Origin of the sequence: Streptosporangium sp. NPDC001681, assembly GCF_040298085.1 — a bacterium.
GTDB lineage: Bacteria > Actinomycetota > Actinomycetes > Streptosporangiales > Streptosporangiaceae > Streptosporangium.
In genome coordinates this window covers 38,934-62,151 of record NZ_JBEOZN010000048.1, presented here as the reverse complement: position 1 = coordinate 62,151, position 23,218 = coordinate 38,934, and the positions used below count along the sequence as shown (strand labels likewise).

Genomic DNA, 23,218 nt, shown 5'->3' with positions numbered 1-23,218 from the left:
CGCGTGCGCGGGGTGTCGTTCCCCCCACCCCACCCCGCGGGGCGCCCCCCCCCCCCCCCCCCGGGCCATGGTCGTCATTCCCGTCACCGTGCTGGCCGTGGCGGCGACCGGCCAGGTGGAGATCTACAAGCCGCACAGCGCCTATGCGGTCGACGTGATCGACGACGTGATCGTCGTTGCGACCCGCGGGGGCCTGTCACCCGGCCCATCGGGCGGGGCGGGCTTCGCCTCCGCCGACGCCGGGAATTCGTGGTCGAGCTGGGACGGTCCGGTGCCTGCCGTTCCGAGAATGTCGGCTTGCGTGCCCGGGCGACCGGACCGCTGTTACCGGATCGTCCCCACCAGGCTCAAGGTCGAGGAGTCCAGGAACGGCCGGTGGGTGACGGCGTGGGAGATCTCTCCCAGCGACCAGGACCGGCTAGCGAGGGCTCACGCGCCTGAGCACCCCGAGCACGCCGAGGTCGTCGCGTCGCTGGGGATCGCGGTCGGGAAGCTCTCCGGCGGATACGTCGTGGTCGTGGCCAATGGTGCGGACGGAATCGCCCTGCGGGACGCCTCGGGTGTCTGGCGTCGGCTGGGCTGGGCGGAGAAGGGATTCGACCCCTCGAACGCGGTGTCGCTGGCAGCACCGGGAAGATACCCGGACTCCGTCCCCGTCGTGGCGCTGCTGGCCGCCCTCGCGGCGGGACTGGTGACGCTCGGATGCGGTGTGCGAAGGTCTGACTTCGCCAAGGCCGCGCTGGCGCTATGGGTGGGAGTCTGGGCGTTTCATTCGGGGATGAACACGCCGATCCTGTTCAACCCGTTCGCCGTGCTCCTCGCCGCGGTGCTGGTGCCCGCCGGCGCGACTGTCATGATCATGAGCGCGGTGCGGGGCGGAACACGACTTCGGGTGTGGGCGATCGGTACGCTCACCGCAGCCGTCGTCTATTACGCGATCATGACGCCCTTCTACGTGTGGAGCGCCGAGGGACTGGAGCACTACGCATCGGCCGTCGGCCTGTCCATCACCCTAGGGCTGGCGACGATTTCCACGGGCGTCCTCGCGGTGATCAAGCTGAGAGGTCCGCGAAGAGACGTTTCGTGAGCCCCGGTCCATGACCACCTAGACGGCTCGCGCTCGGGGGTGGAGCCGCTCTGGCAGGGTGGGCTGTCGTGAGTACCGACGAGCAGCATCTGGTCCCGGCGTCACGTCGCCGCGGCGGTCTGGCCGCCACGCGCGGTGGCCACCAGGAGAGCGAGCGGTCGTTTTCTGCCGGATCTGCCAGCGTGCCGAGCGTGGGGTGTGGGTGCCGGCGGGCTGGTATCTCCTCGAGCGTGCGCCGGGCGGCAAGGGCCGCCACATCCGGCTGGGCTTGCATTGCAGCGTCGCCTGTCTGGTGCGTGCGAGGGAGATGCTGGAGGCCGAGGCGGCCGAGCACGCGGTCCGGATGGAGCTGCCCACCGAAGAGGAGCGGCGCCGCGAGCGTGCCCGCGTCGTCGAGGTCGCCCAGACGTTGCTCTCAGGCGGGCTGACGATCCGCCAGGCCTCCGAGAGCCTGAAGGTGGAGACCTTCACCCTGAAGGCGTGGCTGAAGGAAGCGGGCATCCAGATCAGCACGGCCGCAGTCGCGCCGGTGGCGGCGGGGTCGTCGGTCGGGGTGGGTTCGGGGGAGCGTCATCCGGTGAGCGTGTTGAACGAGCGGACCCAGCAGGGCCGCATCGAGGCGGTCGCTTAGACAGTGGAGTCGACCGGCCCGTCGCACGCGCCCGCCTTCACCGCGGCCGCCACCCGCCTGCTCGCCACGAACACACCGGTGCGCGGCCAGGGGAGCGGGGCCAGTAAGGCAGCCGCGCGGTCGGCGGCCGCGGCCGCGCTGCTGGCCCGCCTCGACGCGGTGTGACGGTATCAGGGGTTGAGGAACCGGCGGACAGCCGTTGGCGCTGATAATGATCATGCATGGCAGGCCGCATAAGATCTTGGAGGAGTCAAGCTGTCTATACGGGCGATTAACCAGATCTCCTGGCACGACGGCGTCTACGGCGACGTGCACTGAGACACCGGCGTCGCCAAGCAGGACGACTCCTCGGGCGGCAGACAGGCTGTCCTCACACTGGTCGCCAAGCGCACCACGGAGACAACCAGGCATACCCGGCTTCAGCGCCTACGTCTGTCAAGGCCATCCCGCACTATCGTTGCGGCATGAACACCCCGGCGGCGGAAGCCAACATCGACGACGACCTTGTTGACCGCCTGATCCGCGTGCAGCACCCGGATCTGGTGGGCCCGCTTACCCCCGTCGCCAACGGCTGGGACAACGTCATCTACCGCCTGGGGGCGGACCTGTCCGTACGGCTGCCGCGCCGCCAGGTTGCCGTCGACCTCATCGTCAACGAGCAACGCTGGCTGCCAGTCCTGGCCGACTACGTCGAGGTCGCGCTGCCCATACCCGTCAGAACCGGCGTGCCCGGCGAGGGCTACCCGTGGCCGTGGACGATCGCGCCCTGGTTCGAAGGCCGCACGGTCGCCGACGTGCCGCCGCCCGACCGCTCCAGCATCGCCGTCCCGTTGGCCGACTTCATGACGGGCCTCCACCGGCCCGCACCGCCTGACGCACCGCGTAACCCCGTCCGCGGAGTCCCGCTCGCCGCCCGCGACGAAGCGGTACGGCAACGCCTACCGTCCATTCCCCGATCAGCTGAGCTTCTCCCCCTCTGGGAGAAACTGGCCGCCCTCCCGCCCTGGCAGGGCCCCGCGCTCTGGCTCCACGGCGACCCGCACCCGGGAAACCTCCTGCTCAACGGGGAAGAGCTGGCGGCTGTCCTGGACTTCGGCGACCTCACCAGCGGCGATCCCGCCACCGACCTTGCCGCCGCGTGGTTGGTGTTCGACGAGAACGCGCGCGAGGTCTTCCGATCACGCGTGGACGCCGACGAGGTGACCTGGGGGCGCGCACGGGGCTGGGCCCTCGCCATGGGCACTGCTCTGGCCGCCTACTCGGCCGATAACCCCAGCATGGCGACCATCGGCGATCACGTCCTCGACCAGGTGCTTCTCACCTAGAGGTGTAACGCAGCGCCCGATAGAGCACGGGGTGATGGCGTGGCTCAGTTGCCGGCGGCGAGTTCGGCGCGTGCAGCGGGGGCTGCGACGACTTGGCGGTCGCCGCTGGATTTCAACTCTGGCACGTACTTGGGGTGGCACCGGAATACGGCAGAAACGGGCCGTGGGACGACCAAGTGACTGCTCAGCGCTGAGCCAGTGCCTCGTAGGCACGAGGTTGAGGAACCCAGGAACAGTGGTTGGCGCTGAGAATGATCATCGTGCGGGAGGCCGCCTGGGTCTCGATGTGATGAAGGTATGGCGGGCGGCCGGGTGCCTGGACGACTAGGGAGACACCGTTCCTGCCCGGAGCGGTGGGCGATCACAATCGCGTCGACGCTACCTGCTCGCCCACGGCCGCCCCCTCGCCGAATTGACCACCCGCGAGGAGCTGATGCTCTTGACCTGGTCGCTCGCGGCCTGTTCAGGGGACGTCGCCCCTGATTGCGAGGGTGTTTGCCGGGACGTTGGCGTTTCCGCTTTGGGGTCCCGTAGCCCATCCGCTTCTCTACGGCAATGGTCACTTTGTAGTGCCCGGGGTATGACGTTAGCAACCGCTGACCAATATCAGGCGGAAACTTCAGAGTCGGAGTTGATGCATGGTGGAACGACGCATGTCGGTTGCGACGCACTGGGGTAGTTATATCGCCGTAGTCGATTCCGGCCAGCTGGTGCGAATCGAGCCGAGGCACGATGACCCCGTGCCATCGCCGATCGGCCCCGGAATGGTGACAGCCGCCGACGATAGCGCTCGCGTGTTGCGCCCCGCGGTGCGCAAGGGCTGGCTGAACGGCGAGCCGCGCGCCCACGACACGGCCAGAGGTACGGACGCCTTCGTGGAGGTGAGCTGGGACGATGCGATCACGCTGGTGAGCGATGAACTCCGTCGAGTTCGTTCACAGCACGGAGACAGCGCGGTGTTCGGCGGGTCCTACGGCTGGGCGAGTGCGGGCAGGTTCCACCACGCGCAGGGGCAGCTCCACCGGTTCCTGGCGCTGGGAGGGGGATACACCGACTCTCGCAACACCTACAGCACCGCGGCGTTGGAGGTCATCCTCCCTCATGTGATCGGCGGCCATCCGTGGAGCTACCAGTCCCGGATGCCGATGTGGGGTGAGATAGCCGAGAACTGTGAGCTTGTGGTGGCATTTGGAGGGCTTGCCCTCAAGAACAGCCAGATCAACCCTGGTGGGCTGGCCAGGCACCAGACGCAGAACCTGCAACGCCAGTGCCGTGAGGCTGGGGTGCGGTTCGTGAACATCAGCCCCATCCGCAGCGATACCGCCGGCTTCCTCGACGCCGAATGGTTGCCCGTCATCCCCAACACCGACACCGCCGCGATGCTCGGCATCGCACACACGATGCTGGTCAACGGGTGGCACGATGAGGACTTCCTTCGCCGGTGCTGCGCCGGGTTCGATCGCTTCACCTCCTACCTGGTCGGCGAGCTCGATGGCATCCCGAAGGATGCTGCCTGGGCAGCGAAGATCACGGGCATCAGCCGCGACGCGATCACCGACCTCGCTGGCCGCCTCACCACCCAGCGTTCTCTCATCATGGTCAACTACGCGGTGCAACGGGCAGACCATGGTGAACAACCGATCTGGATGTCTGTCGTACTGGCCGCCATGGCGGGCTCGATGGGTCGGCCTGGCTGCGGCTGGGGCGCAGGGTACGCGACGATGGACGCGACAGGCGTTGCCCCAGATCGCCCCTTCGTGGGGACGATACCCGAGGTTTCCAACCCTGTTCCGGATTTCATCCCAGTGGCAAGGATCGCCGATGCCCTGCTGCGTCCGGGCAAGACCATCGACTACGACGGCCAGCGCCTCACGTTGCCCGAGCTTCGCCTGATCTACTGGTGTGGAGGGAACCCGTTCCACCACCACCAAGATCTCCACCGGTTGGCGCGCGCCTGGCAGACCCCTGACACGGTGGTGGTTCACGAAGCCTGGTGGAACACCACGGCCAAGTTCGCGGACATCGTGCTGCCCGTCGCCACCAGCCTGGAGCGCGACGACTTCGCCGCCGGATTTTCGGACCCCCACATCGTCGCGATGCCGAAGGTCCGCGAGCCAGCGGGCGAGTCGCGCACCGATCACCACATCTTCGCCGCCTTGGCCTCCCGGCTCGGGTACGAGCGGGAGTTCACAGAGTCGCGCTCCGAGATCGAGTGGGTCCGACACCTTTACGAGCAGACGAGGGCCAAGCTCGGCGGCGATGCCGCCTTGCCGAGCTTCGACGACTTCTGGCGCAGCTCCACCGCTGAGCTGCCGGCGGCGACCGGACCGTTCCCCGGCAGTTTCGAGGACCTCCGCTCAGATCCGCAGCGTTTCCCCCTACTGACGCCGTCGGGCCGAATCGAGATCTTCTCCGAGGAGATCGACTCGTTCGGCTACGACGACTGCGCCGGGCATCCGAAGTGGTTTGAACCAGTGGAGTGGCTTCGTGCCGATCTGTCGGACCGATTCCCGCTGCACCTGATCTCGAATCAGCCGGCCTCACGCTTGCACAGTCAGTACGACAACGGTGGCCGCAGTCTCAGTTCGAAGATCGGTGGTCGTGAGCCCGTGACGATGAATCCGTTGGACGCTGCGTCGCGCGGCATCGAGAGCGGCATGATCGTGCGCGTCTACAACGATCGAGGTAGCTGTCTCGCGGGCGCGGTCCTGTCGGACGACGTCATGCCGGGCGTCGTGCAACTGTCCACGGGGGCGTGGTGGGATCCGGTCCAGCCAGGCCTGAACGGAACGTTGGACCGCCACGGTAATCCGAACGTTCTCACCGCGGATCGGCCGTGCTCGCGCCTGTCCCAAGGACCGAGTGCTCTCAGTGCGCTGGTCGACGTTGAGCGCTACGACAGCCCCCTTCCCGATGTGCTCGCCTTTTCACCCCCAAGCCTCGAGCATTGAGACTGGAGGAGGTCGTCAGCGGGAGCGTCGGCGTGCTGCCGGATCGTGTTCGGCGGTGATACGGGCGGAGGTCTCCTCGCCCAGGCGCTGGAGCGGCGAGATCCTCAGCGCCGCTACCCGATTCTGCTCACGCTGCTGGCGCAGTCGGCGACCGACGTGCTCGACGAGGTCGTGGGCCTGTTCGACCAGGCCATCTCGGCGCGGGAAGGCAAGGCCGAGCGGAAGATGCGCGACGCGCTGGCCGAGTGCGGGAAGTCCGGTGAGGACCGCCAAGCCCTGCTCGACGATCTCCTGGACATCATCTTCGGCCTGGGGCTTGACGACGAACAGATCGGCGGGTTGATCCGGGGCGAGCGGATCGGGTGGCCCCGCCTGCGGTCGGCACGGGAGCAGGCCGCACCCCCGCTGCCGCGCGACCACGGGCACCTGGCCGCCCTGGAAGGCTCCTACGGGTACCTGCGGCAGTTCACCCCGCAGGTACTGGCCGCCGTCCGGTTCGCCGGCGGGACCGCGGCGGCCGGACTGCTGGAAGCGGTGGAGATCCTGCGGGAACTCAACGCCACCGGCGCCCGGCGCGTCCCCGACGAGGCGCCGGACGGGTTCGTGCCCACGCGGTGGCGCGGCTACCTCGACACCGCGCGCAAGTCCGGAAACACCAGCGCTTACCGGCACTACTGGGAGCTGTGCACCCTGCTCGGGTTGCGCGACGGACTGCGCACCGGCGATGTGTACGTGCCCGGCTCGCGGCGCTACTCCGACCCCGCCACCTACCTGCTGACCTCGGACAAGTGGTCGGCGCAGCGCACGGAGTTCTGCCGGCTCGTGGGCAAATCCGCCGACCCCGCCCGCGCCCTGGCCGCCGCCGAGGACGAGCTGGGCGAGGCGCTCGGGGAGCTGGAGGGAGTGCTGGCCGCCGGTGACGGCCCGGTGCGCTTGGACGATGGCGGCGACCTGGTGATCTCGCCGCTGACCGCCGAGGACATCCCGGCCGAGGCGGTAGCGCTCAAGGCGGAACTGACCGAATGGGTGCGCCGCTGCCTGTGCGAGGGTGAAATCGAGATCCGGTCAGTGGTGCTCGAGCCCGCCGAGTACGCCGTGCTGAGTCCGGAACGCGAGGACTACCTGCGGACGCAGATCGCGCACCGATTAGGTTTCCGCGCCGCGCCCGTCTGTACGTGTGAGATCGACTCACGAGAGGCTGGCACGATGCGGAAACTGATCTTCGGCATGAACCTGAGCCTGGACGGCTACATCGCCGCGCCCGGCGACGACCTCGGCTGGAGCGTACCGAGCGACGAGGTGTTCCAGTGGTGGTCCGACCGGGTGGGGGCGACCGGCCTGGCGCTGTACGGGCGCAAACTGTGGGAGGCGATGAGCTCCCACTGGCCGACCGCCGACCAGCAGCCCGGCGCCACGCCGGCGGAGATCGAGTACGCCCGCCGCTGGCGGGACATGCCGAAGGTGGTGTTCTCCTCGACGATCGGCACGGTCGACTGGAACACCCGCCTGGTCACCGGCGACGCGGTCGCCGAGATCACCCGGCTCAAGGCCGAGGACGGCGGCCCCATGGACATCGTCGGCGCCACACTTGCCGCAGCGGCCATGCGGGCCGGGCTGATCGACGAGTACGTGCTGGTCACCTACCCGGTCCTGGTGGGCGGCGGCACGCCGTTCTTCACGGCCCTGGACAGCTGGGTGAACCTGACCCTGGTGGAGACGCGGACGTTTCCCGGCGGCGTGGTGCTGACCCGATACGAGACGAGGCGATGAGCACGGGCCAGATGCTCGGCTCGTGAGGCCAGGTCGAAATCCTTCCCGGCGTGCTCACCGTGACCCTCGGCTGTGAGGGAACCTTCCCCGGGCCCTTCCTTGCGTTCCGAGTGAGCTGTTGACCGACTCGCTGGAGATGAGGACGACGGCGTCGTTGATCGTGACGATGTTCTTCGGGCATGAAGACGCCCCGCCGGCAACGCCGACGGGGCGGTGGGGTTCGCGTTGCCGCGTTGGTGTTCAGCCGGCCGGGGTGCTCATTCCGCGGTGACTTCGGTGACGGCGGCCCGTGCGCTGGACTCGTCGACGATGGGGCTTTTGTCTGATGACAGTGTCGGGGGCAGGCCCAGCCATGGTTTGTCGGCGGCGTCGAATCCGGTGAGCTCGGCGATCTTTTCGTCGACGATGTGCAGGACCGCGATGGTGAACAGCCGGTACTCCGGGTCGCCGGGGGTGCGGAGGTACAGCGCGGCGGCAGGCATGCGGTTGACCGTCGTGGTGATACAACGCCAGTCGTCGTGGCCGCGCTGGAAGAGCCCACCGGAGACCCAGCCCTCCACCGCGTCCTTGGCCGTGATGACCGAGGTTCCCCGCTCGGGCAGCATCACGAAGCGCAGGTCGTCGCGCAGTAGGGACATCAGCCCGTCGAGGTCGTTGCGCTCATGGGCGTCGATATACGACTTCACCACGCCCCGCTCGTCATTCGACAGCTCGTGGGTGGCGGGGCTCCGCCAGTCGAGGCGGCGGCCGGGCAGCTGCTCGCGCATCGTCACACGGGCCCGCTGCAGTGCGCTGGTCACCGATGCGACGGTCAGTTCGAGGGCGTCGGCGGCCTTCGACGCCGGCCAGCCGAGGACGTCGCGCAGGATGAACGCCGCCCGCTGCCGCGGCGGCAGGTGCTGGACCGCGACGATGAACGCCAGCTCGATCGTCTCCCGCGCCACCACCGATTCCTGCGGGTCCTCGGGGAGCATCCGGTCGGGGTAGGGCTGCAGGTACAGCACCTCGGAGCCGGGGTCCGGCAGCTCGGACGGTACGGGTGTGCGGTCGTTGCGCTTGTCCAGGAAGTCGAGGCAGGCGTTCGTCGCGATCCGGTACAGCCAGGTCCGCAGCGCAGCGTGGCCCTTGAACGACTCCCGCTTGTTCCACGCTCGCAGGAACGTCTCCTGCGTCATGTCCTGGGCGTCCTCGTAGTTCGCGAGCATCCGGTAGCAGTGCACCTGCAGCTCACGCCGGTGGCGCTCCGTGATAAGTGCGAACCGCGCCGTGTCGCCTGAGCGGACCGCCGCGAGGAACGTGGCCTCGTCGACGCCCAGCGGTCTGGTATCGGTCATGGTCATCAATCCTTCCACCGGTGCGAGGGGCTACCAGAACTGACGACGTGGCGGAGGATTTCTGATCGGTGAAGCCGCTGACACCGGGCCGTTCGCCAGGCCGGATGGGTCGGGGTCGATCCAGGGGACGTGCTCCGGGTCGGGCACACCCTCGATGTCGAGGTGGGGCCAGCACGGCTAAGCGTTGTTTTTCGGCGCCTGCTACTTAGGGGCCGCATCGGCGTGCCTCCGACCACGATGCCAAACCAGACGCCGCCTCGGCGAGGTCAGTCACCCGCGCGGCCTCGCCGAGGTCGGACAGGACGCCTAACCGACGGTTCAGACCGGCGGTGGCGCGGTCACAGCGTCGCGCTGAGCTTGGAGTTGCTTCATGTCGGCGCGCTCCTCGGCCTCGCTGGCCGGACTCCAGCTGAGCAGCTCGCGGTCCGACGGCGAGGTCATCGCGCCACCGCCCTTTCCTGGACCACTCTTAGCCGGCACAACTCCGCTCAGGTGAGGCCTGTCCCGGTCGTCCTCGTCTTTGTCGATCTGCTGAGATTGTCAGATAATCCCGCATTATCTGACAAATTGGAGGATCGCTCCTGGGACGACGTCCCCGGCGGCGACACCCCTTTATGCGTGTTATCTGACAACTGAGGGGAGCGGGGTCCCGATGGCCACCGAACGGCACCTGGCCGCCGTCGCGCAACCGCCGACCGACAGCGCCCAACCGGCGCCGCCGAGCGGCGTGCCGACCTCCGAGGCGCTCGCCTCGTTCCTGCGGCACCTGGCCAACCGGCGCGGCCGGTCGGGCCGGATCACCTCGCCAGAGACCGTCCGCTCCTACACCTCGGCCCTGCCGACCGCGTTCGCCGGGATCACCGACCTCGGCGAACTGGCCGACGCCGGCCGCGACCAGTTGCACGCCAACATCCGCGCCGCCTGGGGCGGCAAGGCGCCATCGACGTTCAACGCCAAGCGTGCCGCCGTCTGCTCCGCCCTGGCCTACTTCCACGAACAGGACTGGATCGGCGACCCGACCGCGGTCCTGGCCGGACTCGACCGGGAACACCAGCCCAAGCCGACCGACAACCGCGTCCGCACCCGCGAACAGATCGACCGGCTGATCACCGACAAGCGCCAGTCGCTGGAGGACCGGACGCTGTGGTCGATGCTGTACTCCACGGCCGCCCGCGCCGACGAGGTGCTGCGCCTGGACGTCGAGGACCTGGACCGCGCCAACCGCCGTGCCCGCACGATCCGCAAGGGCGGCAAGGAAGACGACCTGCTCTACGACATCCGCACCGCCCGGATGCTCGGCCAGCTCCTCGGCCGCCGCCGCACCGGGCCGGTGTTCCTGTCCACCCGCCGCGCACCCGAGGACGGCACCGCGCGCTCCGGGGAGTTCGACAAGAGCAGTCGACGGCGCCGGATGACCTACCGCACCGCCGAACGACACCTTGGCACCGCTACCAGTGGCTGGGACCTGCACGATCTACGCCACTCCCGGCTCACCCACGCCGGAGAGGACGGCGCCACCGAGGCCGACCTGATGAACCTCTCCGGTCACGAAGACCGCCGCACGCTACAGCGGTACCTCAAGCCGTCCAAGGAGGGCACCCACCGACGGCTGGACGAGATCGACGCTCAACGCGGTACCTAAACGCCCAGCGCGGAGGAACTCGCCGCCCGCATGGCCACGCACTGATCAGAATCACCGCAGGTCAGGCATATCCGCCCGAAATTTCCTGAGAACTACGGGGACCCCATGCTCGACTGGTTTCGCGATCACATTGAGCGGTACGAGTCGCCGAACCACTGACACGCACAGACGCGCCGCCCGCGATTCTCGATCGCCGGAGTCAGCGATCGCCGTGCGCGCCGGTAAAGGTGGTGCCGATCTCTGTCATCCGCTCGGCCGCGTAGCCGGGGTCGATCAACGCCTCGGGGGTGTGGAGGCCGGGCGGCACGGGGGCGCCGCGCAGGCCGAGCAGTCGCTCGACGCCGAGGGCGATGCCGAGTGCCGTCAGGGGGCGCTGCCCCTCCGGGTGGAGGAGGTAGCGGCTCGTCCTGAGTGGTGCGCCCGCGCGGTCCACGCCTTCGAGGTCGATCTTGACCTCCGTGGACGCGGGTCCGCCGCGGCGCCGGCCCGCGGATTCGCCGATCGCGAACGCGAAGCGGACGTTGGGCGCGCCCGTCGCGAGGGCCAGGCTCGGCACGTCGAGGATGGGGACGATCTGGGCGGGCAGGACGGTGCCGTCGACGCCGGTGACCTCCACCTGCGCGTCGGGGCCGCTGACCCAGCCGAAGACGCCGTCGCGGCGGACGTGTCCCGCTGAGGTGGCGGCCAGCAGGCGTGCCATGTCCACCGTGGCCGCGGGCCCGCCGCTGTCCTGTTCGTCCAGTACGCCGCTGACCTCGATGGTGTCGAGCCGGTCGAACTCCCTGGCGAGGTCGAGCACCGCGAGGACGACGAGCCCGGCGTACCAGTGGCTGGCCAGCAGGATCGGCGCCGCGCCGGCTCGCAGGCCGGCGGCGACGACCTCGGGTCCGATGTCGACCAGGCCGCTGGAGATGCTGACGTACGGCAGGCCGCGGTCCTGTGCGTAACGCAGTCCGTTCAGGTGGCTGTCCCACACCGTTGCCACGACGGCCGAGTAGCCGTCGGTCCGCTGGAGGCCGAGGTCGCTCCGCCGCAGATCGATGGTCACGGCTGTCGCGGCGCCGAGCTCGTCGGCGACCCGGCGGGCGCGGCCGAGATCGCGGCCCGCGATCGTCAGCGGCAGCTCCGGGTACCACCGGCGCAGGAGGGTTGCGGTCCCCGCGCCAGCCTGGCCGGATCCGCCCATGATCAGTACGGAGTGCTCCACGGTGATGTCCTCTCACTAACCTACATTCTGTAACTTACATTTTGTAGCTTAAACTGAGAGGCGACGCAAGGGAGGACGATGACCACGGGATCAACTCGCCTGTCCAAGCCGGCCAGGCGGGAGCAGTTGCTCGACACCGCCATGGCGATCGTGCGCGCCCACGGCACCGACAGCCTCACGCTGCTCAGCCTGGCGGAGGCCGCCGGAGTGAGCAGGCCAGTCGTCTACGACCACTTCGGCACCCGCCCCGGCCTGCTGATCGCGCTCTACCGGCGGCTCGACGAGCGGCACCGGGCCGCCTCGGAGGAGGCCCTGCGTGACGCCCCGGCCGTCCCCCGCGAGATCGCCCGCGTCCTGAGCGCCGCCTACTTCGCCTGCGCCACCGACATGCCGGAGTGGACCGCCATCTCGGCCGCGCTCAAGGGGAGCCAGGAGATGGAGGCGATCGAGCGCGAGCTGCTCGACGGCTACACGGACCTGATGGCCACCGCCCTGCGGCCGTATTCCGGGCTCACGCAGGAAGCCCTCCGGCTGCGCTGCGTCGGCGTGCTGGGCGCGGCCGAGGCGATCGCCGCGGAGCTGAACCGGGGGCGTGCCACCGTCGCCGCGGCCATCGCGGCGCTGACGGACCTGACCGTCGACAGCATCGACGCCGGAGCTCAGGACTGACGCTGTCGCAGCCCGTTGTGTGGTGGTGCTGTCGAAGGCCAGGACTCTGCCCGAGGCCGCGCGGCGACGGAACACGACCTGGAAGCCGTTCTTGCATCACATCAGCAAGGGCGGGCTCCAGCCGCGCAGGACGATCAGCCTCCGAGCGCCGCGCAAGCTGCCGCGGGTGCTCACCGTCGTCGAGGTGCAAACGATCCTGGACGCGTGCGACCGGCTGCGTGACCGCTTCCTGTTCACGCTGCTCTACGAGGGGTGCCACCGGCATACGGCGGAAACAGGCCGCGTCCGGCCGGACCTGCACGTCACGCTCGGTGTGCTAGGCGAGGTCCCCCCGGAACTCCCGAAATCGTCGGTGCGGCGGCGTAGGCGCTTCATCTCAGTGGCCAACGCGCTGGCCCGCTTCCGACGAACTCGGTCTGGAATGATGGGCCCGGCCTATATGGTCCCGGCATGAACTCCGCTTCTGCGAACATTTCGGGCCCGTGGCGAGAACAGCTGACCGGCGCCTTTGAGATCCTGCTCGGCCGTCCGCTGGCGAGTTTCGACGCCGACGCCATCTATGCGACGTTCTTCGGCGGCGACCTCATCGACGAGCTCGGCTTCGCGCGGGACACCGCCTGGGTGAACCCGGCCGCCCTCCGCGGCGCCGAGCCGGTCGTCTGGGACTGCCCGATCTTCGACCTGGACGAGCCGCTGCTGGAGTTCGACGCGAGCCGGTCGGTCTTCGAGTTCGACAAGGCCGGGCTACCGCCGGAGTTCGAGGCGGATCTCGCGGCGGCGTGCTTCGCGGGCCGGCTCGTCCTGGGCGGCGACCTGGCTCCCCTGCTGGCGCGGTACGACCTCGCCGCGTCCGATCTGCGCGACACCTGGACCGTCTGTTACCCGCGGCTGGTCTCGGACGGCACGCTCTTCGACGCTATGCGGGTCGCCACCGCGCTCGGCACGGGCCCCGAAAGCCTCCTTCCCTTCGAGGCGGAGGCGGCCGAGGAGTGGCAGGAGGCGCTGGCCGACCTCACGCCGCCCGAGTTGTTCGCCCATCTGAGTTTCTTCTGCACCGAAGGCGAGGAGGGGCTGATGTACCTGCGGACCGAGCGGTCGGGCGGCGACCTGCTCGCCGACGAGGGCTGCACGCTGATCGCCAACTGGGAGGAGGGCCAGAGCCAGGTCGAGTTCGCGGTCGTCCAGGTCGGCGAGCTCTTGGCAGGGCCGCACCCGTCCTGAAGAACACACGGCGAGCCGGGGAGCGGCAGACCCGTCAGGGCCGGACGGCAGACGGCGCGAGGCCGCCTGCCATCGACGCCGCGGCGGGCGCGACCGAGCTTGGCCGGCCGAGGATGCCGGCCGAGCGCTTCGGTCGCCCTGTCGGCAGGTCGGCCAGTCCAAGACTGGAGAGCATTGACTCTGTCAGGTCGGCCTCCGGCGGCCCGTTTCCGCCGTATTCCGGTGGCACCCCTCTCGAGGGCAACGACGCCGCCGAAAGCGCGCTGCACTATGTCGCCCCGGTCGGCGAGAAGGAGGAATACATCGAGCGCGCCTGGCGCAACATCACTCCCTACCTGCCCACTCCCACACCGGTGCTCCGGGACTCGCCGCCACAGTCACCCATCAGCCGCTCCCACATCTCCCAGACGAGCACGCCAAGCTCCTCGCCAGCGTTGACGGAGTCAACATCGTGGGCCAGCTCGACCAGGGCATCCGGGTCGGCCGCGATCCGATCCACCGCTGCACGTCCGTGACTGATAATCCAGGCGCGCACGTCGCCGAAGAAGTCATCGCTCACAAATCCGAGCAGCACACAAGCGGCATCCCAGACCGGCCACGAGAACAATCGATCCTCGACGTCCTCCCACCGGTCACGAAACGCCGGCAGGACCTCGGTCGACGAGCTCTTCAAGAAGAACTCGCGCAGGAGCTGGACCTGGCGACCCAGCACGCCTCCACCATCTCGGCGGGCATCCTCAATCAAAATCCACAACTCATCCTCGGTCACGTCAGCACGCTGCAGCGCTCCATGCTGAACAACTGCCGCTTGACAAGGTGCAGTTAACAGGGAAGAGGCGCAAGCTGGCCCTGGGGCAGTGCGGCCGAGCATACGGAAGCAGCTGTGTCCACGAGCACGCCTGTGTTCGATGCCCGGTACTGATCGTGGGGCCAGGCGAACGGCCCCGCCTGGAAGAGATCCGTGAGAACCTCCATGCCAGGATCGCCGAAGCCGAACGTGAAGGATGGCTAGGCGACGTCGAGCAACTGACCGTCAGCCTCGCCGCCACCGATGACAAGATCAGCCAGATTGACGCCAGGGAGCGACGAAAGGACTCGCCGGTGTTCATCGGCATGCCACCGATCGGCCAGCTCGTAGTTCGGGAAGCTGAGAACCGGGACAAGACGGGCTGACTGCATCAAACGCCCTTCAGAACACGATCAAGTGCCGCCCGGCCTGCAGGTCCCCAGTTCGGCTTCCCGCCGGGAAGGCCCCGATCTCCGTTCTGCCCCATGAGCATCAGGAAGAGGCTCTTCATGGCGGCCAGCCCGCGGGCGCGTCGGATCGCCGCCTCGTCTGCATGCGCGTACATGTCGAAGAACCGTGAGGCCGTGCCCGCGGGTAGCAGGACCCATGCGGCGGCGAGGTCCCACGCCGGATCGCCGGCGAACATGTCACCGAAGTCGATGATGCCCGAGAGCGTTCCGTCCGAGACGACGACGTTCGCGGGATGGAGGTCACCGTGCACCCACACCGGCGGGCCCTCCCACTCGGGGGCCGCGACGGCATCGGCCCAGACGGCCCGGACGGCGCGGACATCGCCGACGGCGTCGCGGTCAATGGCCTGCAAGAACTGCTCGAAGCCGCCCGTGCACCTCTTGGGGTGAGCGCCGAGGTCCGAACTGGCGGGGGCCTCAGCGGGCGCCTCCACATGGAGCGCCCTGAGGAAGCTCGCCAGCGTGTCGGCCGCGTGGGTGCCGCGGCTGATCGAGCCGTGGTCCAGCGGCTCGCCGGGAACCCACGTCATCACGGTCCAGTGCTTGGGGAAGCGCTCGGACGGTTCGCCGAACCGCACCGGGGTCGGCACCGGAAGCGGCAGGCGCGGAGCCAGCACAGGTAGCCACCGCCGCTCCTTGAGCTGGAGCTCCGGGGTAGGGTCCATGCGCTGCATGCGCACGGCCAACTCATCCCCAAGGCGCCACATTTGGTTGCCCCAGCCGCCCGCCACCTCGCGGATGGCCAGCCCTGCAAGGTCTGGATGTTGCTCCTGCAGCAGGTCGCGGACCAGGTCTGCGGTGATCTCAATCTCGGTGTCGGTCATGCGAAGTCACAGTACTGAGGCGGCAGGCGGAGCGACTCTCGCTCTTCGGAGCATCTCGCTGTGATTCCTCTGGCATCACCGATTCGGTTTCAGAGAGCTGCAGATCAGAGGCTTTGGGACGGAACGGCCCCATAGTTCAGAGAATCCTGCATTCGGTGCCCACTTTTGCGCATCGACCCTGCCCAGCAGCGTCGGCTCCAGGAGATCCGCGACAACCTGCTCGCCCACATCACCGAAGCCAAACGCGAGGGCTGGACCGGCGAAGCCGAAGGGCTCCACGTCAGCCTCGCCGCCGCCGAAGCCAAACTCGCCCAAGTCGACGGGCTCATCGCCCGCCGCAACTCCGCCGTCAATCTGGGCATGCCCACCTATCGCGACCTGGCCCAGACCCTCACCCTCTCAGGAGAGCCCCGCTTCGGGACGCGCAGGCAACGGCCTGACAACCAGCAGCATTCATGATCGTTTCGTAGTTCAGAGAAGCCATGTCAGGCAAGTAAGGTTGGCGCGTACTTGCCTGACCAGTATTCAGGGGTCTTCAGGCATGTCAGCCATGTCAGGTGCACTGCCTCGGTACTACCGGCCTGGGTCTGCTGTTCCTCGGTCTCCAACGTCACCAGCCGGAACCCCATCGTCTCGCGTATCTGCGCCGGCGGGCCGTACCGCGCCGGAGGCGAGGGGCAGCGAAGCTCTGTGATGGCTGATCCCTCATTGTGTGATGAAACGATGACAACGCGGTTGACCACCGGATTCGTCTGATTGCCTACGGATCATGCAACCGACGAACCCCTCTCCTGACTCCCCGTTCTCCCAAGGATCCACTGGCCGCCGTCGTGCCGGAGTGATGGCGGCCGTCGTCGCAGTCGGGGCCACGCTGGCGGCCTGCGGCGCATTCACCGCAGCCCCCGGCGACGGACCGGCCGCGGCGGACGCGACGGCCCAGCACGCCAGTCAGGCCGCGACCAGCGTCAGGGTGTTGTGGATGGGCGACTCCATCGCGGGCGCGGAGGCCCCGGCCGTGGAGGCCGCGCTGAAGGCCAGCGGTGTGCAGTTCAAGAACGCCACCTCTAATGGCGGCGGCAACATCGTCGCCGGTGATCACCCGGTGACGGCCGTGGCGGCCAAGGACACCTGGAAGAGGCTGAAGGAGGACCTTGCCTCCTTCCGGCCGACGGTGATCGCGTACCAGATCACCACCTACGACTGGGGCACGCCTCACCAGCAGCTGGCGGCCTACCAGAAGCTCTCCCGGACGGCAAAGGACGCCGGCGCCCGGCTCGTCCTGGTGTCCGCCCCGCCGTTCAAGATCGACGATTTCTACAAGCCCCACGAGGACGCGATCAAGAACGCGCCCGCGATGGCCGCCAAGGTCGCTGACGTTCGCTACCTGGATGCCTCTGAACTGTGGGGGGACGACTACGCCGCCGACAAGGCCCAGCGTGCCAAGGACGGGATCCACTCCTGTCAACAAGGGTCGGCGGCCTTCGCCACCTGGTTCGCCAGGCAGCTCGGCAAACTGGCCGGCTTCACTCCGCCCGCCCCCGGCGCCTGGGCCACCGGGCCGTGGACCGGCGACGAGCGCTTCATCAAACTCGGCTGCGGCTGATGGATTCAGCCTCCCGCCGCGCGCATATCGGCGCGCTCGATGGGCTGCGCGGGCTCGCCGTCGCCGCGGTCCTGCTGTTCCACGCCGGGCACATGCGCGGCGGGTTTCTGGGCGTCGACCTGTTCTTCGTCCTGTCCGGCTTTCTGATCACCGGTCTGCTGCTGGAGGAGCTCGCCGGGCCCGGCCGTATCGACCTGGTGGCCTTCTGGGGGCGCAGAGCCCGTAGACTCCTGCCCGCGCTGGCCGTCATGGTCGCGGCAACGTTGCTGCTGGCCTGGGCGTTCGCCGGGCCGGACGTGCTGGGGTCCGCCCTGCGGGACGCGCCATGGGCGGCCGCCCAGAGCCTGAACTGGCATTTCATCGGCGAGCAGATCGGATACTGGAACGCCTCCGGCACCCGTCTGTTCGCCCACCTGTGGAGCATCAGCGTCGAGTGGCAGTTCTACCTGGCCTGGCCCCTGGTGGTGGCGCTGGTCGGGAAGGGGCGCGGCGGGCAGCGGCGGGTCGCGCTCGTCGCGGTCGCCGGCGCGTTCGTCTCACTCCTGCTCATGATCAGGCTCGGGGCGGCCGTGGATACCACCCGCGCCTACGAGGGCACCGACACTCGGGCTTTCTCCCTGCTCCTCGGCGCGGCCGCGGCCACCGCACCCGTCCGCCGCGCCGTGGCCGGCCTGTCACCCACGGCCGTGGACGCGATCTGCGTCCCGCTGCTGGGCGGGCTGCTCGCGTCATGGGTGCTGACCAGCGGGGAAACGACCCCCGGCCTGTTCCAGGGCGGGATGTTCGCGCACGCCCTGGCCGGCGCCGCGCTGATCGCGCTCCTCGCCCACGCGCCGGACGGTCTGGCGGGCCGGGCAGTGGGCAGCGCCGTACCGCGCCGGCTGGGCGAGCTGTCCTACAGCCTGTACCTGTGGCACTGGCCGGTCTATCTGCTGCTGCCACGGCCGGTGGCCGGGCCGGCCGGCTGGGGGTGGACGGTCACCGCGATCGGCCTGTCGCTGCTGGCTGCGGTAGTGTCGAAGGTCGCCGTCGAGGACCCGGTGCGGCTGCGGGCCCGGTGGGCCACCGGACGCCGTGGATGGGTGGCGCTGGCCGTCGCGGGAGTGATGGTGGCGGGACTGTGGGCGGCGATACCACGGCCGCAGCCCGGTGCCGGGACGGTCGATGTGAGCAGGCTCGGCCAGCTCTAGCCAGGTCACACCGGTGACATCGCGTCGAAGAGGAGGAGCAACACATGCCGGGGGTGCTGTGCCGCGTGGTGACCGTCCTGGTCGCGGCGGCGGCGCTGGCGGGCTGCGGGATCACCGACACCGATGCACTGCCCGCCGGTCAGCCGGTCCAGGGCGGCCTGACCGAGAACAGCAACCAGCTACTGCGGGTGTACTTCGTCACGCAAGAGGGTGTTTGGCCGGTCTCGCGGCCGGCCCCGGCCGGAAACCGGCTGCAACGGGCCATGGACGCGTTGCTCGTCGGCCCCACGGCGGATGAGCGGGCCCGAGGGCTGATCACACAGCTTCCCTCGTCAATCCAGCCGGTCCGGGCCACGACGACCAGAGGCCGGGTGGAACTGCGTCTGCCCTGGCTGGTACGCGACCTGCGGCCGGTGGCGGTGAGCCAGCTCGTGTGCACGGCCGCCGCCGCGGACGTCGGCGACGACCCCGTCGTCGAGGTGATCGAGCCCGCCATGGACCAGCCCTGGCCGGTCAGATGCGACGAGACCGGATCGGTCGTCCCAGCCGCCCAAGGAGCCTCCTCATGACCCGCGTGCTCGTGATAGAAGACGATCCGGCCGTGCGCCGGGGCGTGAGCGTCGGCCTGCGCCACAGGGGCCACGAAACCGTGCTGGTCGCGACCGGTGAAGACGGGCTGGCCGAACTCGTCGCGAGCGCCCCCGAGGTCGTGCTGCTCGACCTGATGCTGCCCGGCATGAGCGGCCTGGAGACCTGCCGCCGCATCCGCGCCTTCAGCCAGGTGCCCATCGTGATCCTGTCCGCGCGCGACGATGACGTGGACATCGTGGTCGGTCTGGAGGCCGGCGCCGACGACTACGTGATCAAGCCTGCCAGCAGCGAGGTCATCGAGGCACGCATGCGCGCGGTGCTGCGCCGTACCACGCCGCCCGCCTCCTCTGACCAGGCCCGCACCACCCACGGCGACCTGCTCATCGACCGGGTCGCCCTGCGCGCGCTCAAGCACGGCACGCAACTTGCGCTGGCGCCGACGGAGCTGAGGCTGCTGCTGTTCCTGTCGGCCGCTCCTGAACAGACCTTCAGCCGCCAGCAACTCCTTGAACAGGTGTGGGAGCACACCTTCTACGGCGATTACCGGCTGGTCGACGCGTGCGTGATGCGGCTGCGGGCTAAAATCGAGGACGACCCCCGCAACCCCCGCTACATCCAAACCGTACGCGGCTTCGGCTACCGCTTCGGGCCGCTGTGATCCACCCGTCCCTCGCTCGCGGCCTGCGAGCTCAGCTGGTCCTGGTGTTCCTGCTGGTCTCCGTGCTCAGCGCGCTGATCGCCGCCATCATCACCTTCCGTCAGGGCCGCACCGCGATCGTGGAGGCGCCCAGGCCGACGCCCTGCAGGACCTGCGCGCCCACCTCGCCTCCCGGACGCCTGACCTGCCCGCCGACCCCACCGAGACGGATCTGCGTACGCTGGCGCTGCAACTGGACCGCGCGGCAGGCATCCGCGGCTGGCGCACCGCCCTGTCCTATCGCGGCGGCCCGCTCATCGCCACCGGAGCGCAGCCGCCACTGCCCGCGCAGTTGCGCACTCAAGCGGCCAACGCGACCACCGCACTGGCCCAGCGCTTCCATCGCGGCCAGGCGCCCTGGCTGGCCGTAACCCTTCCGGTCACCGCCGCCGCCCGTCCACACGGCCCCCCGCCCCTCGTCGTCTACGCCTCCTTCTCCCTGGCTTCCCAGCAGCAGGATGTGGACACCCTGGCGGCCGCCGCCCGCGCCGGAGCCCTGCCCGTCGCCCTGATCTCCATCGTCCCCGCACTGCTGGCCGCGCGCAGACTGCTGCGACCGGTACAGCGGCTGCGGACGGCCGCCGAGCGGATGGCGGGCGGCAGTCTCGACACCCGCGTACGCGTCACCGGCAACGACGAACTCGCCGACCTCGGCCGTACCTTCAACACCATGGCGGCCACGCTCCAGTCCGACGCGGCCGCGCTGCGCGACATGGAAGCGCGGGCACGCCGGTTCGCCGCCGACGTCTCCCACGAGTTGCGCACCCCGCTGGCGGCCATGTCCGCCGTGACCGAAGTCCTCGACGCCGACGCCGCCTCCGGCCGCCTCGCGCCACTCACCACCGAGGCGCTGCAACTCGTCTCCGACGAGACACGCAAGCTCAGCCGCCTGGTAGAGGACCTGATCGAGGTGTCCCGCTTCGACGCCGGCGTCGCCGTACTGAACCTTGACGAAGTCGACGTGGGCGAGCTCATCGGCAAGACGCTAGCGCTGCGGCACTGGCGGGACCGGGTCCGCACCGATGTTCCCCCTGGGCTGCGCGCCCGGCTCGACCCGCGCCGCGTCGATGTCATCCTGGCCAACCTCGTCGGCAACGCGCTGCGGCACGGCGGCACGGCGGTATCGGTGCTCGTCCAGGTTCGGGCCGATACCGACCAGATCGCCGTCACCGTCTCCGACGACGGGCCCGGCATCCCCGCCGACCTGCTGCCCCACGTCTTCGACCGCTTCACCAAAGGTGACGCCGCCCGTACCCGTACCGACGGCAGTGGCCTGGGCCTGGCCATCGCTACCGAGAACGCGCGCCTGCACGGCGGCACTCTCACCGCGACCAACGCCCCCCGAGGCGGAACCATCCTGACCCTCAGCCTGCCGCGGAATCCACCATGAGGAACGCCCGTACGCGCGGCACCAGGTAAACGGGCAGCCCGGACCCTGGGAAGAACGAAGCCAGGGCCAGCCCGAAATCCACCGCCGAGTCCACGATCGGCCCCGGTGCGGAGTGCAACTGTCGCCTGCGATCGCTACCGGCCTGCCCCATGCTGCCCCGGGTTCTGTCCCACGCCAGAAGAAGCTTCGGTGGAACACCGGACACGCATACGGTCCAACGTGCCTGGAGAGCCGACCAACGTGCCTTACGTACCTGAAAAGATCATCTCGCTCTGACCTGCGAGACGAGGTCAACAACCCAAGATAACGATCGCGGCGCGCAGAGCCGTAGCGACCGCTGTGGACTCGTACACGACCGAGCGAGTGACGTTGTCACCCCAGGTGGTTCCAACGTGAACGTACCGGCCGCGCTGGGGTGACGCGACGGCCGCGGTTCCAGTTCTTGGAGTCGATGACGTAGACATCGGCCGGGCCGATGGCGAGGTGGTCGACGAAGTGAGCGGTTTTGCATCCATCACTGACTGTCGGGGCTCGGGGAGGGGGCGGTGCGCTTCTCTCCCGCGGAAACGCGCACCCCGAGCGCCGCCGCGAAGGCGACTGCGAGCAGGACCAGACCGTACGCGACCGTCGACGGCCAGCGTCCGTGCTCGTAGGCCAGGCCGCCCGCCGATCCGCCGACGCTGCTGCCGAGGTAGTAGAAGAACAGGTAGAGCCCGGACGCGTGGGCCCTCGCGGTGGCTGCGCGCCGTCCCACCCAGCCGCTGGCGACCGAGTGCGCGGCGAAGAAGCCGGTGGTCATGATCAGGAGTCCGGCGGCCACGGCCGGCAGCGAATCGGGCAGCGTCAGCAGCAGGCCGCCCGCGGTGACCAGGCAGGCGCCTAGGAGCACCGGCCGGCGGCCGATCCGGTCGGCGAGCGAGCCTGCCGTGGGCGAGCTGAATGTGCCGGCGAGGTACATGATGAACAGCAGCGCCACGACTGCCTGCGGCAGACCGAACGGTGCCGCGATCAGGCGGTACCCGAGGTAGTTGTAGACGGTGACAAAGGTGGCCATCAGGACGAGGCCGACTACGTACAGGCGGCGCATGCCCGGGTCGCGCAGATGGCGCAGCAGCCCGCCGAGGCCCGGCCGCGAGGACGTGAAGAACCGCGAGCGCGGCAGCAGGGCCCAGAACGCCACTGTGAGCAGCGCCGAGGCGAGCGCCGTCGCGGCGAGTCCCCAGCGCCAGCCTGCCAGGTCGGTGACGAAGCCGGGCAGCAGCCGTCCGGCCAGCCCGCCGATCGTGTTGCCGGCGATGTATCGGCCCATGGCGCCGCCGAACGCCTCCGGGTGGACTTCCTCGGCAAGGTAGGCCATCGCGACCGCGGGAACGCCGGCGAGGGCGATCCCCTGCAGGGCGCGCACCGCCGCCAGCTCCGGGAACGACGAGCAGAGCGGGATCAGCAGGCCGAGTGGCACCGCGATCGCTGAGGAGATCAGCATGACCTGCGTACGGCCGAACCGCTCCGACAGCGCGCTGACCGGGATCACCGCGAGGGCGAGCGTCCCGGTGGCCAGGGAAACGAGCAGGCTGGAGCCGGTCGGCGAGACGTGGAAGGCCCGGGAGAGTACGGGCAGCAACGCCTGGGCGCTGTAGAGCGAGATGAAGGTGGTCAGCCCGGCGACGAACAGGGCCAGGTTGACCCGGCGCAGCCCGGGGGAGTCGCGACGGTGCCGTTCTTCCGGTGAGAGCGTGGATACCAGTGAGGAAACCATGTCCTCTCCACAATGCGACATGGTGCGCTGATACGTCCAATGAGAGTTATTTGTAAGAACTATGCTTGCTACG

The 23,218-nt window shown here is 69.1% G+C and carries 24 protein-coding genes; 17 read left to right on the top strand and 7 right to left on the bottom strand.

Going from position 1 to position 23,218, the window contains the following annotated elements:
• Positions 1-67 precede the first annotated feature (67 nt).
• The 6 genes from ABT130_RS22490 to ABT130_RS22465 all read left to right on the top strand — a co-directional run bounded on the left by ABT130_RS22490 (position 68) and on the right by ABT130_RS22465 (position 7,764).
• Positions 68-1,087 carry a hypothetical protein gene (locus tag ABT130_RS22490; protein ID WP_350958069.1) on the top strand — a complete coding sequence of 340 codons (1,020 nt, stop codon included), beginning with the start codon at positions 68-70 and terminating at the stop codon, positions 1,085-1,087.
• 292 nt (positions 1,088-1,379) lie between these two features.
• Complete coding sequence (locus ABT130_RS22485; RefSeq protein ID WP_350958066.1) at positions 1,380-1,718, top strand: hypothetical protein; 339 nt, start codon at positions 1,380-1,382, stop codon at positions 1,716-1,718.
• Between the two features lie 3 nt (positions 1,719-1,721).
• On the top strand, positions 1,722-1,883 hold the full coding sequence (locus ABT130_RS22480; RefSeq protein WP_350958064.1) for a hypothetical protein: 162 nt from the start codon (positions 1,722-1,724) through the stop codon (positions 1,881-1,883).
• Positions 1,884-2,182: 299 nt separating this feature from the next.
• A complete protein-coding gene (locus ABT130_RS22475) occupies positions 2,183-3,043 on the top strand; it encodes an aminoglycoside phosphotransferase family protein (protein WP_350958061.1) in 861 nt (286 codons plus the stop codon).
• A gap of 638 nt (positions 3,044-3,681) precedes the next feature.
• Positions 3,682-5,994 carry a molybdopterin-dependent oxidoreductase gene (locus tag ABT130_RS22470; RefSeq protein WP_350958059.1) on the top strand — a complete coding sequence of 771 codons (2,313 nt, stop codon included), beginning with the start codon at positions 3,682-3,684 and terminating at the stop codon, positions 5,992-5,994.
• Positions 5,995-7,200: 1,206 nt separating this feature from the next.
• A complete protein-coding gene (locus tag ABT130_RS22465; protein WP_350958077.1) occupies positions 7,201-7,764 on the top strand; it encodes a dihydrofolate reductase family protein in 564 nt (187 codons plus the stop codon).
• 257 nt (positions 7,765-8,021) lie between these two features.
• Here the strand turns inward: ABT130_RS22465 and ABT130_RS22460 are convergent, their stop codons facing one another.
• Both ABT130_RS22460 and ABT130_RS22455 read right to left on the bottom strand, forming a co-directional pair.
• A complete protein-coding gene (locus ABT130_RS22460) occupies positions 8,022-9,098 on the bottom strand; it encodes an RNA polymerase subunit sigma-70 (protein WP_350958056.1) in 1,077 nt (358 codons plus the stop codon).
• Between the two features lie 318 nt (positions 9,099-9,416).
• Positions 9,417-9,539: a hypothetical protein gene (locus ABT130_RS22455; protein ID WP_350958054.1), complete on the bottom strand. Its 123-nt coding sequence runs from the start codon at positions 9,537-9,539 to the stop codon at positions 9,417-9,419.
• 211 nt (positions 9,540-9,750) lie between these two features.
• Between ABT130_RS22455 and ABT130_RS22450 the strand changes: the two genes are divergently transcribed.
• Positions 9,751-10,740 (top strand): tyrosine-type recombinase/integrase, encoded by a 990-nt coding sequence (locus ABT130_RS22450; protein WP_350958052.1) that lies wholly within the window; start codon positions 9,751-9,753, stop codon positions 10,738-10,740.
• A gap of 199 nt (positions 10,741-10,939) precedes the next feature.
• Here the strand turns inward: ABT130_RS22450 and ABT130_RS22445 are convergent, their stop codons facing one another.
• The gene (locus ABT130_RS22445) at positions 10,940-11,947 is read right to left on the bottom strand and encodes a saccharopine dehydrogenase family protein (RefSeq protein ID WP_350958049.1); all 1,008 of its coding nucleotides are present in this window, start codon (positions 11,945-11,947) and stop codon (positions 10,940-10,942) included.
• 78 nt (positions 11,948-12,025) lie between these two features.
• Here ABT130_RS22445 and ABT130_RS22440 point away from each other — a divergent pair, with 78 nt between their 5' ends.
• The 3 genes from ABT130_RS22440 to ABT130_RS22430 are packed head-to-tail and all read left to right on the top strand — an operon-like array spanning position 12,026 to position 13,837.
• Positions 12,026-12,616: a TetR/AcrR family transcriptional regulator gene (locus tag ABT130_RS22440; RefSeq protein ID WP_350958047.1), complete on the top strand. Its 591-nt coding sequence runs from the start codon at positions 12,026-12,028 to the stop codon at positions 12,614-12,616.
• A gap of 22 nt (positions 12,617-12,638) precedes the next feature.
• Positions 12,639-13,070, top strand: coding sequence for a hypothetical protein (locus ABT130_RS22435; RefSeq protein ID WP_350958045.1), 432 nt, complete (start codon positions 12,639-12,641; stop codon positions 13,068-13,070).
• Positions 13,067-13,837 (top strand): hypothetical protein, encoded by a 771-nt coding sequence (locus tag ABT130_RS22430; RefSeq protein ID WP_350958042.1) that lies wholly within the window; start codon positions 13,067-13,069, stop codon positions 13,835-13,837. The genes ABT130_RS22435 and ABT130_RS22430 overlap by 4 nt, the downstream gene beginning before the upstream one ends.
• Before the next feature lie 331 nt (positions 13,838-14,168).
• Here ABT130_RS22430 and ABT130_RS22425 read toward each other — a convergent pair whose 3' ends face one another.
• The gene (locus ABT130_RS22425; RefSeq protein ID WP_350958040.1) at positions 14,169-14,606 is read right to left on the bottom strand and encodes a DUF4240 domain-containing protein; all 438 of its coding nucleotides are present in this window, start codon (positions 14,604-14,606) and stop codon (positions 14,169-14,171) included.
• Positions 14,607-14,761: 155 nt separating this feature from the next.
• Here ABT130_RS22425 and ABT130_RS22420 point away from each other — a divergent pair, with 155 nt between their 5' ends.
• Positions 14,762-15,010, top strand: a complete 249-nt coding sequence (locus tag ABT130_RS22420; protein ID WP_206641468.1) for a recombinase — start codon at positions 14,762-14,764, stop codon at positions 15,008-15,010.
• 5 nt (positions 15,011-15,015) lie between these two features.
• On the opposite strand, the gene ABT130_RS22415 is transcribed toward ABT130_RS22420, so the two are convergent.
• The gene (locus ABT130_RS22415) at positions 15,016-15,918 is read right to left on the bottom strand and encodes an aminoglycoside phosphotransferase family protein (RefSeq protein ID WP_350958037.1); all 903 of its coding nucleotides are present in this window, start codon (positions 15,916-15,918) and stop codon (positions 15,016-15,018) included.
• 165 nt (positions 15,919-16,083) lie between these two features.
• On the opposite strand from ABT130_RS22415, the gene ABT130_RS22410 reads away from it, so the two are divergent.
• The 5 genes from ABT130_RS22410 (at position 16,084) to ABT130_RS22390 (ending at position 19,960) form a co-directional block, all read left to right on the top strand.
• On the top strand, positions 16,084-16,377 hold the full coding sequence (locus ABT130_RS22410; protein ID WP_350958035.1) for a hypothetical protein: 294 nt from the start codon (positions 16,084-16,086) through the stop codon (positions 16,375-16,377).
• 310 nt (positions 16,378-16,687) lie between these two features.
• The gene (locus tag ABT130_RS22405) at positions 16,688-17,521 is read left to right on the top strand and encodes an SGNH/GDSL hydrolase family protein (RefSeq protein ID WP_350958033.1); all 834 of its coding nucleotides are present in this window, start codon (positions 16,688-16,690) and stop codon (positions 17,519-17,521) included.
• The gene (locus tag ABT130_RS22400) at positions 17,521-18,711 is read left to right on the top strand and encodes an acyltransferase family protein (protein ID WP_350958030.1); all 1,191 of its coding nucleotides are present in this window, start codon (positions 17,521-17,523) and stop codon (positions 18,709-18,711) included. The genes ABT130_RS22405 and ABT130_RS22400 overlap by 1 nt, the downstream gene beginning before the upstream one ends.
• 44 nt (positions 18,712-18,755) lie before the next feature.
• The gene (locus ABT130_RS22395; RefSeq protein WP_350958027.1) at positions 18,756-19,280 is read left to right on the top strand and encodes a GerMN domain-containing protein; all 525 of its coding nucleotides are present in this window, start codon (positions 18,756-18,758) and stop codon (positions 19,278-19,280) included.
• Complete coding sequence (locus ABT130_RS22390; RefSeq protein ID WP_350928261.1) at positions 19,277-19,960, top strand: response regulator transcription factor; 684 nt, start codon at positions 19,277-19,279, stop codon at positions 19,958-19,960. The genes ABT130_RS22395 and ABT130_RS22390 overlap by 4 nt, the downstream gene beginning before the upstream one ends.
• Positions 19,961-20,060: 100 nt before the next feature.
• On the opposite strand, the gene ABT130_RS22385 is transcribed toward ABT130_RS22390, so the two are convergent.
• Entirely contained in the window at positions 20,061-20,303 is a 243-nt protein-coding gene (locus ABT130_RS22385; RefSeq protein WP_350958024.1) for a hypothetical protein, read from the bottom strand.
• Between ABT130_RS22385 and ABT130_RS22380 the strand changes: the two genes are divergently transcribed.
• Positions 20,292-21,389, top strand: coding sequence for an ATP-binding protein (locus ABT130_RS22380; RefSeq protein WP_350958022.1), 1,098 nt, complete (start codon positions 20,292-20,294; stop codon positions 21,387-21,389). The two genes, ABT130_RS22385 and ABT130_RS22380, sit on opposite strands and share 12 nt — an antisense overlap.
• Before the next feature lie 514 nt (positions 21,390-21,903).
• On the opposite strand, the gene ABT130_RS22375 is transcribed toward ABT130_RS22380, so the two are convergent.
• Positions 21,904-23,145: an MFS transporter gene (locus ABT130_RS22375; protein ID WP_350958019.1), complete on the bottom strand. Its 1,242-nt coding sequence runs from the start codon at positions 23,143-23,145 to the stop codon at positions 21,904-21,906.
• Positions 23,146-23,218: the final 73 nt, after the last annotated feature.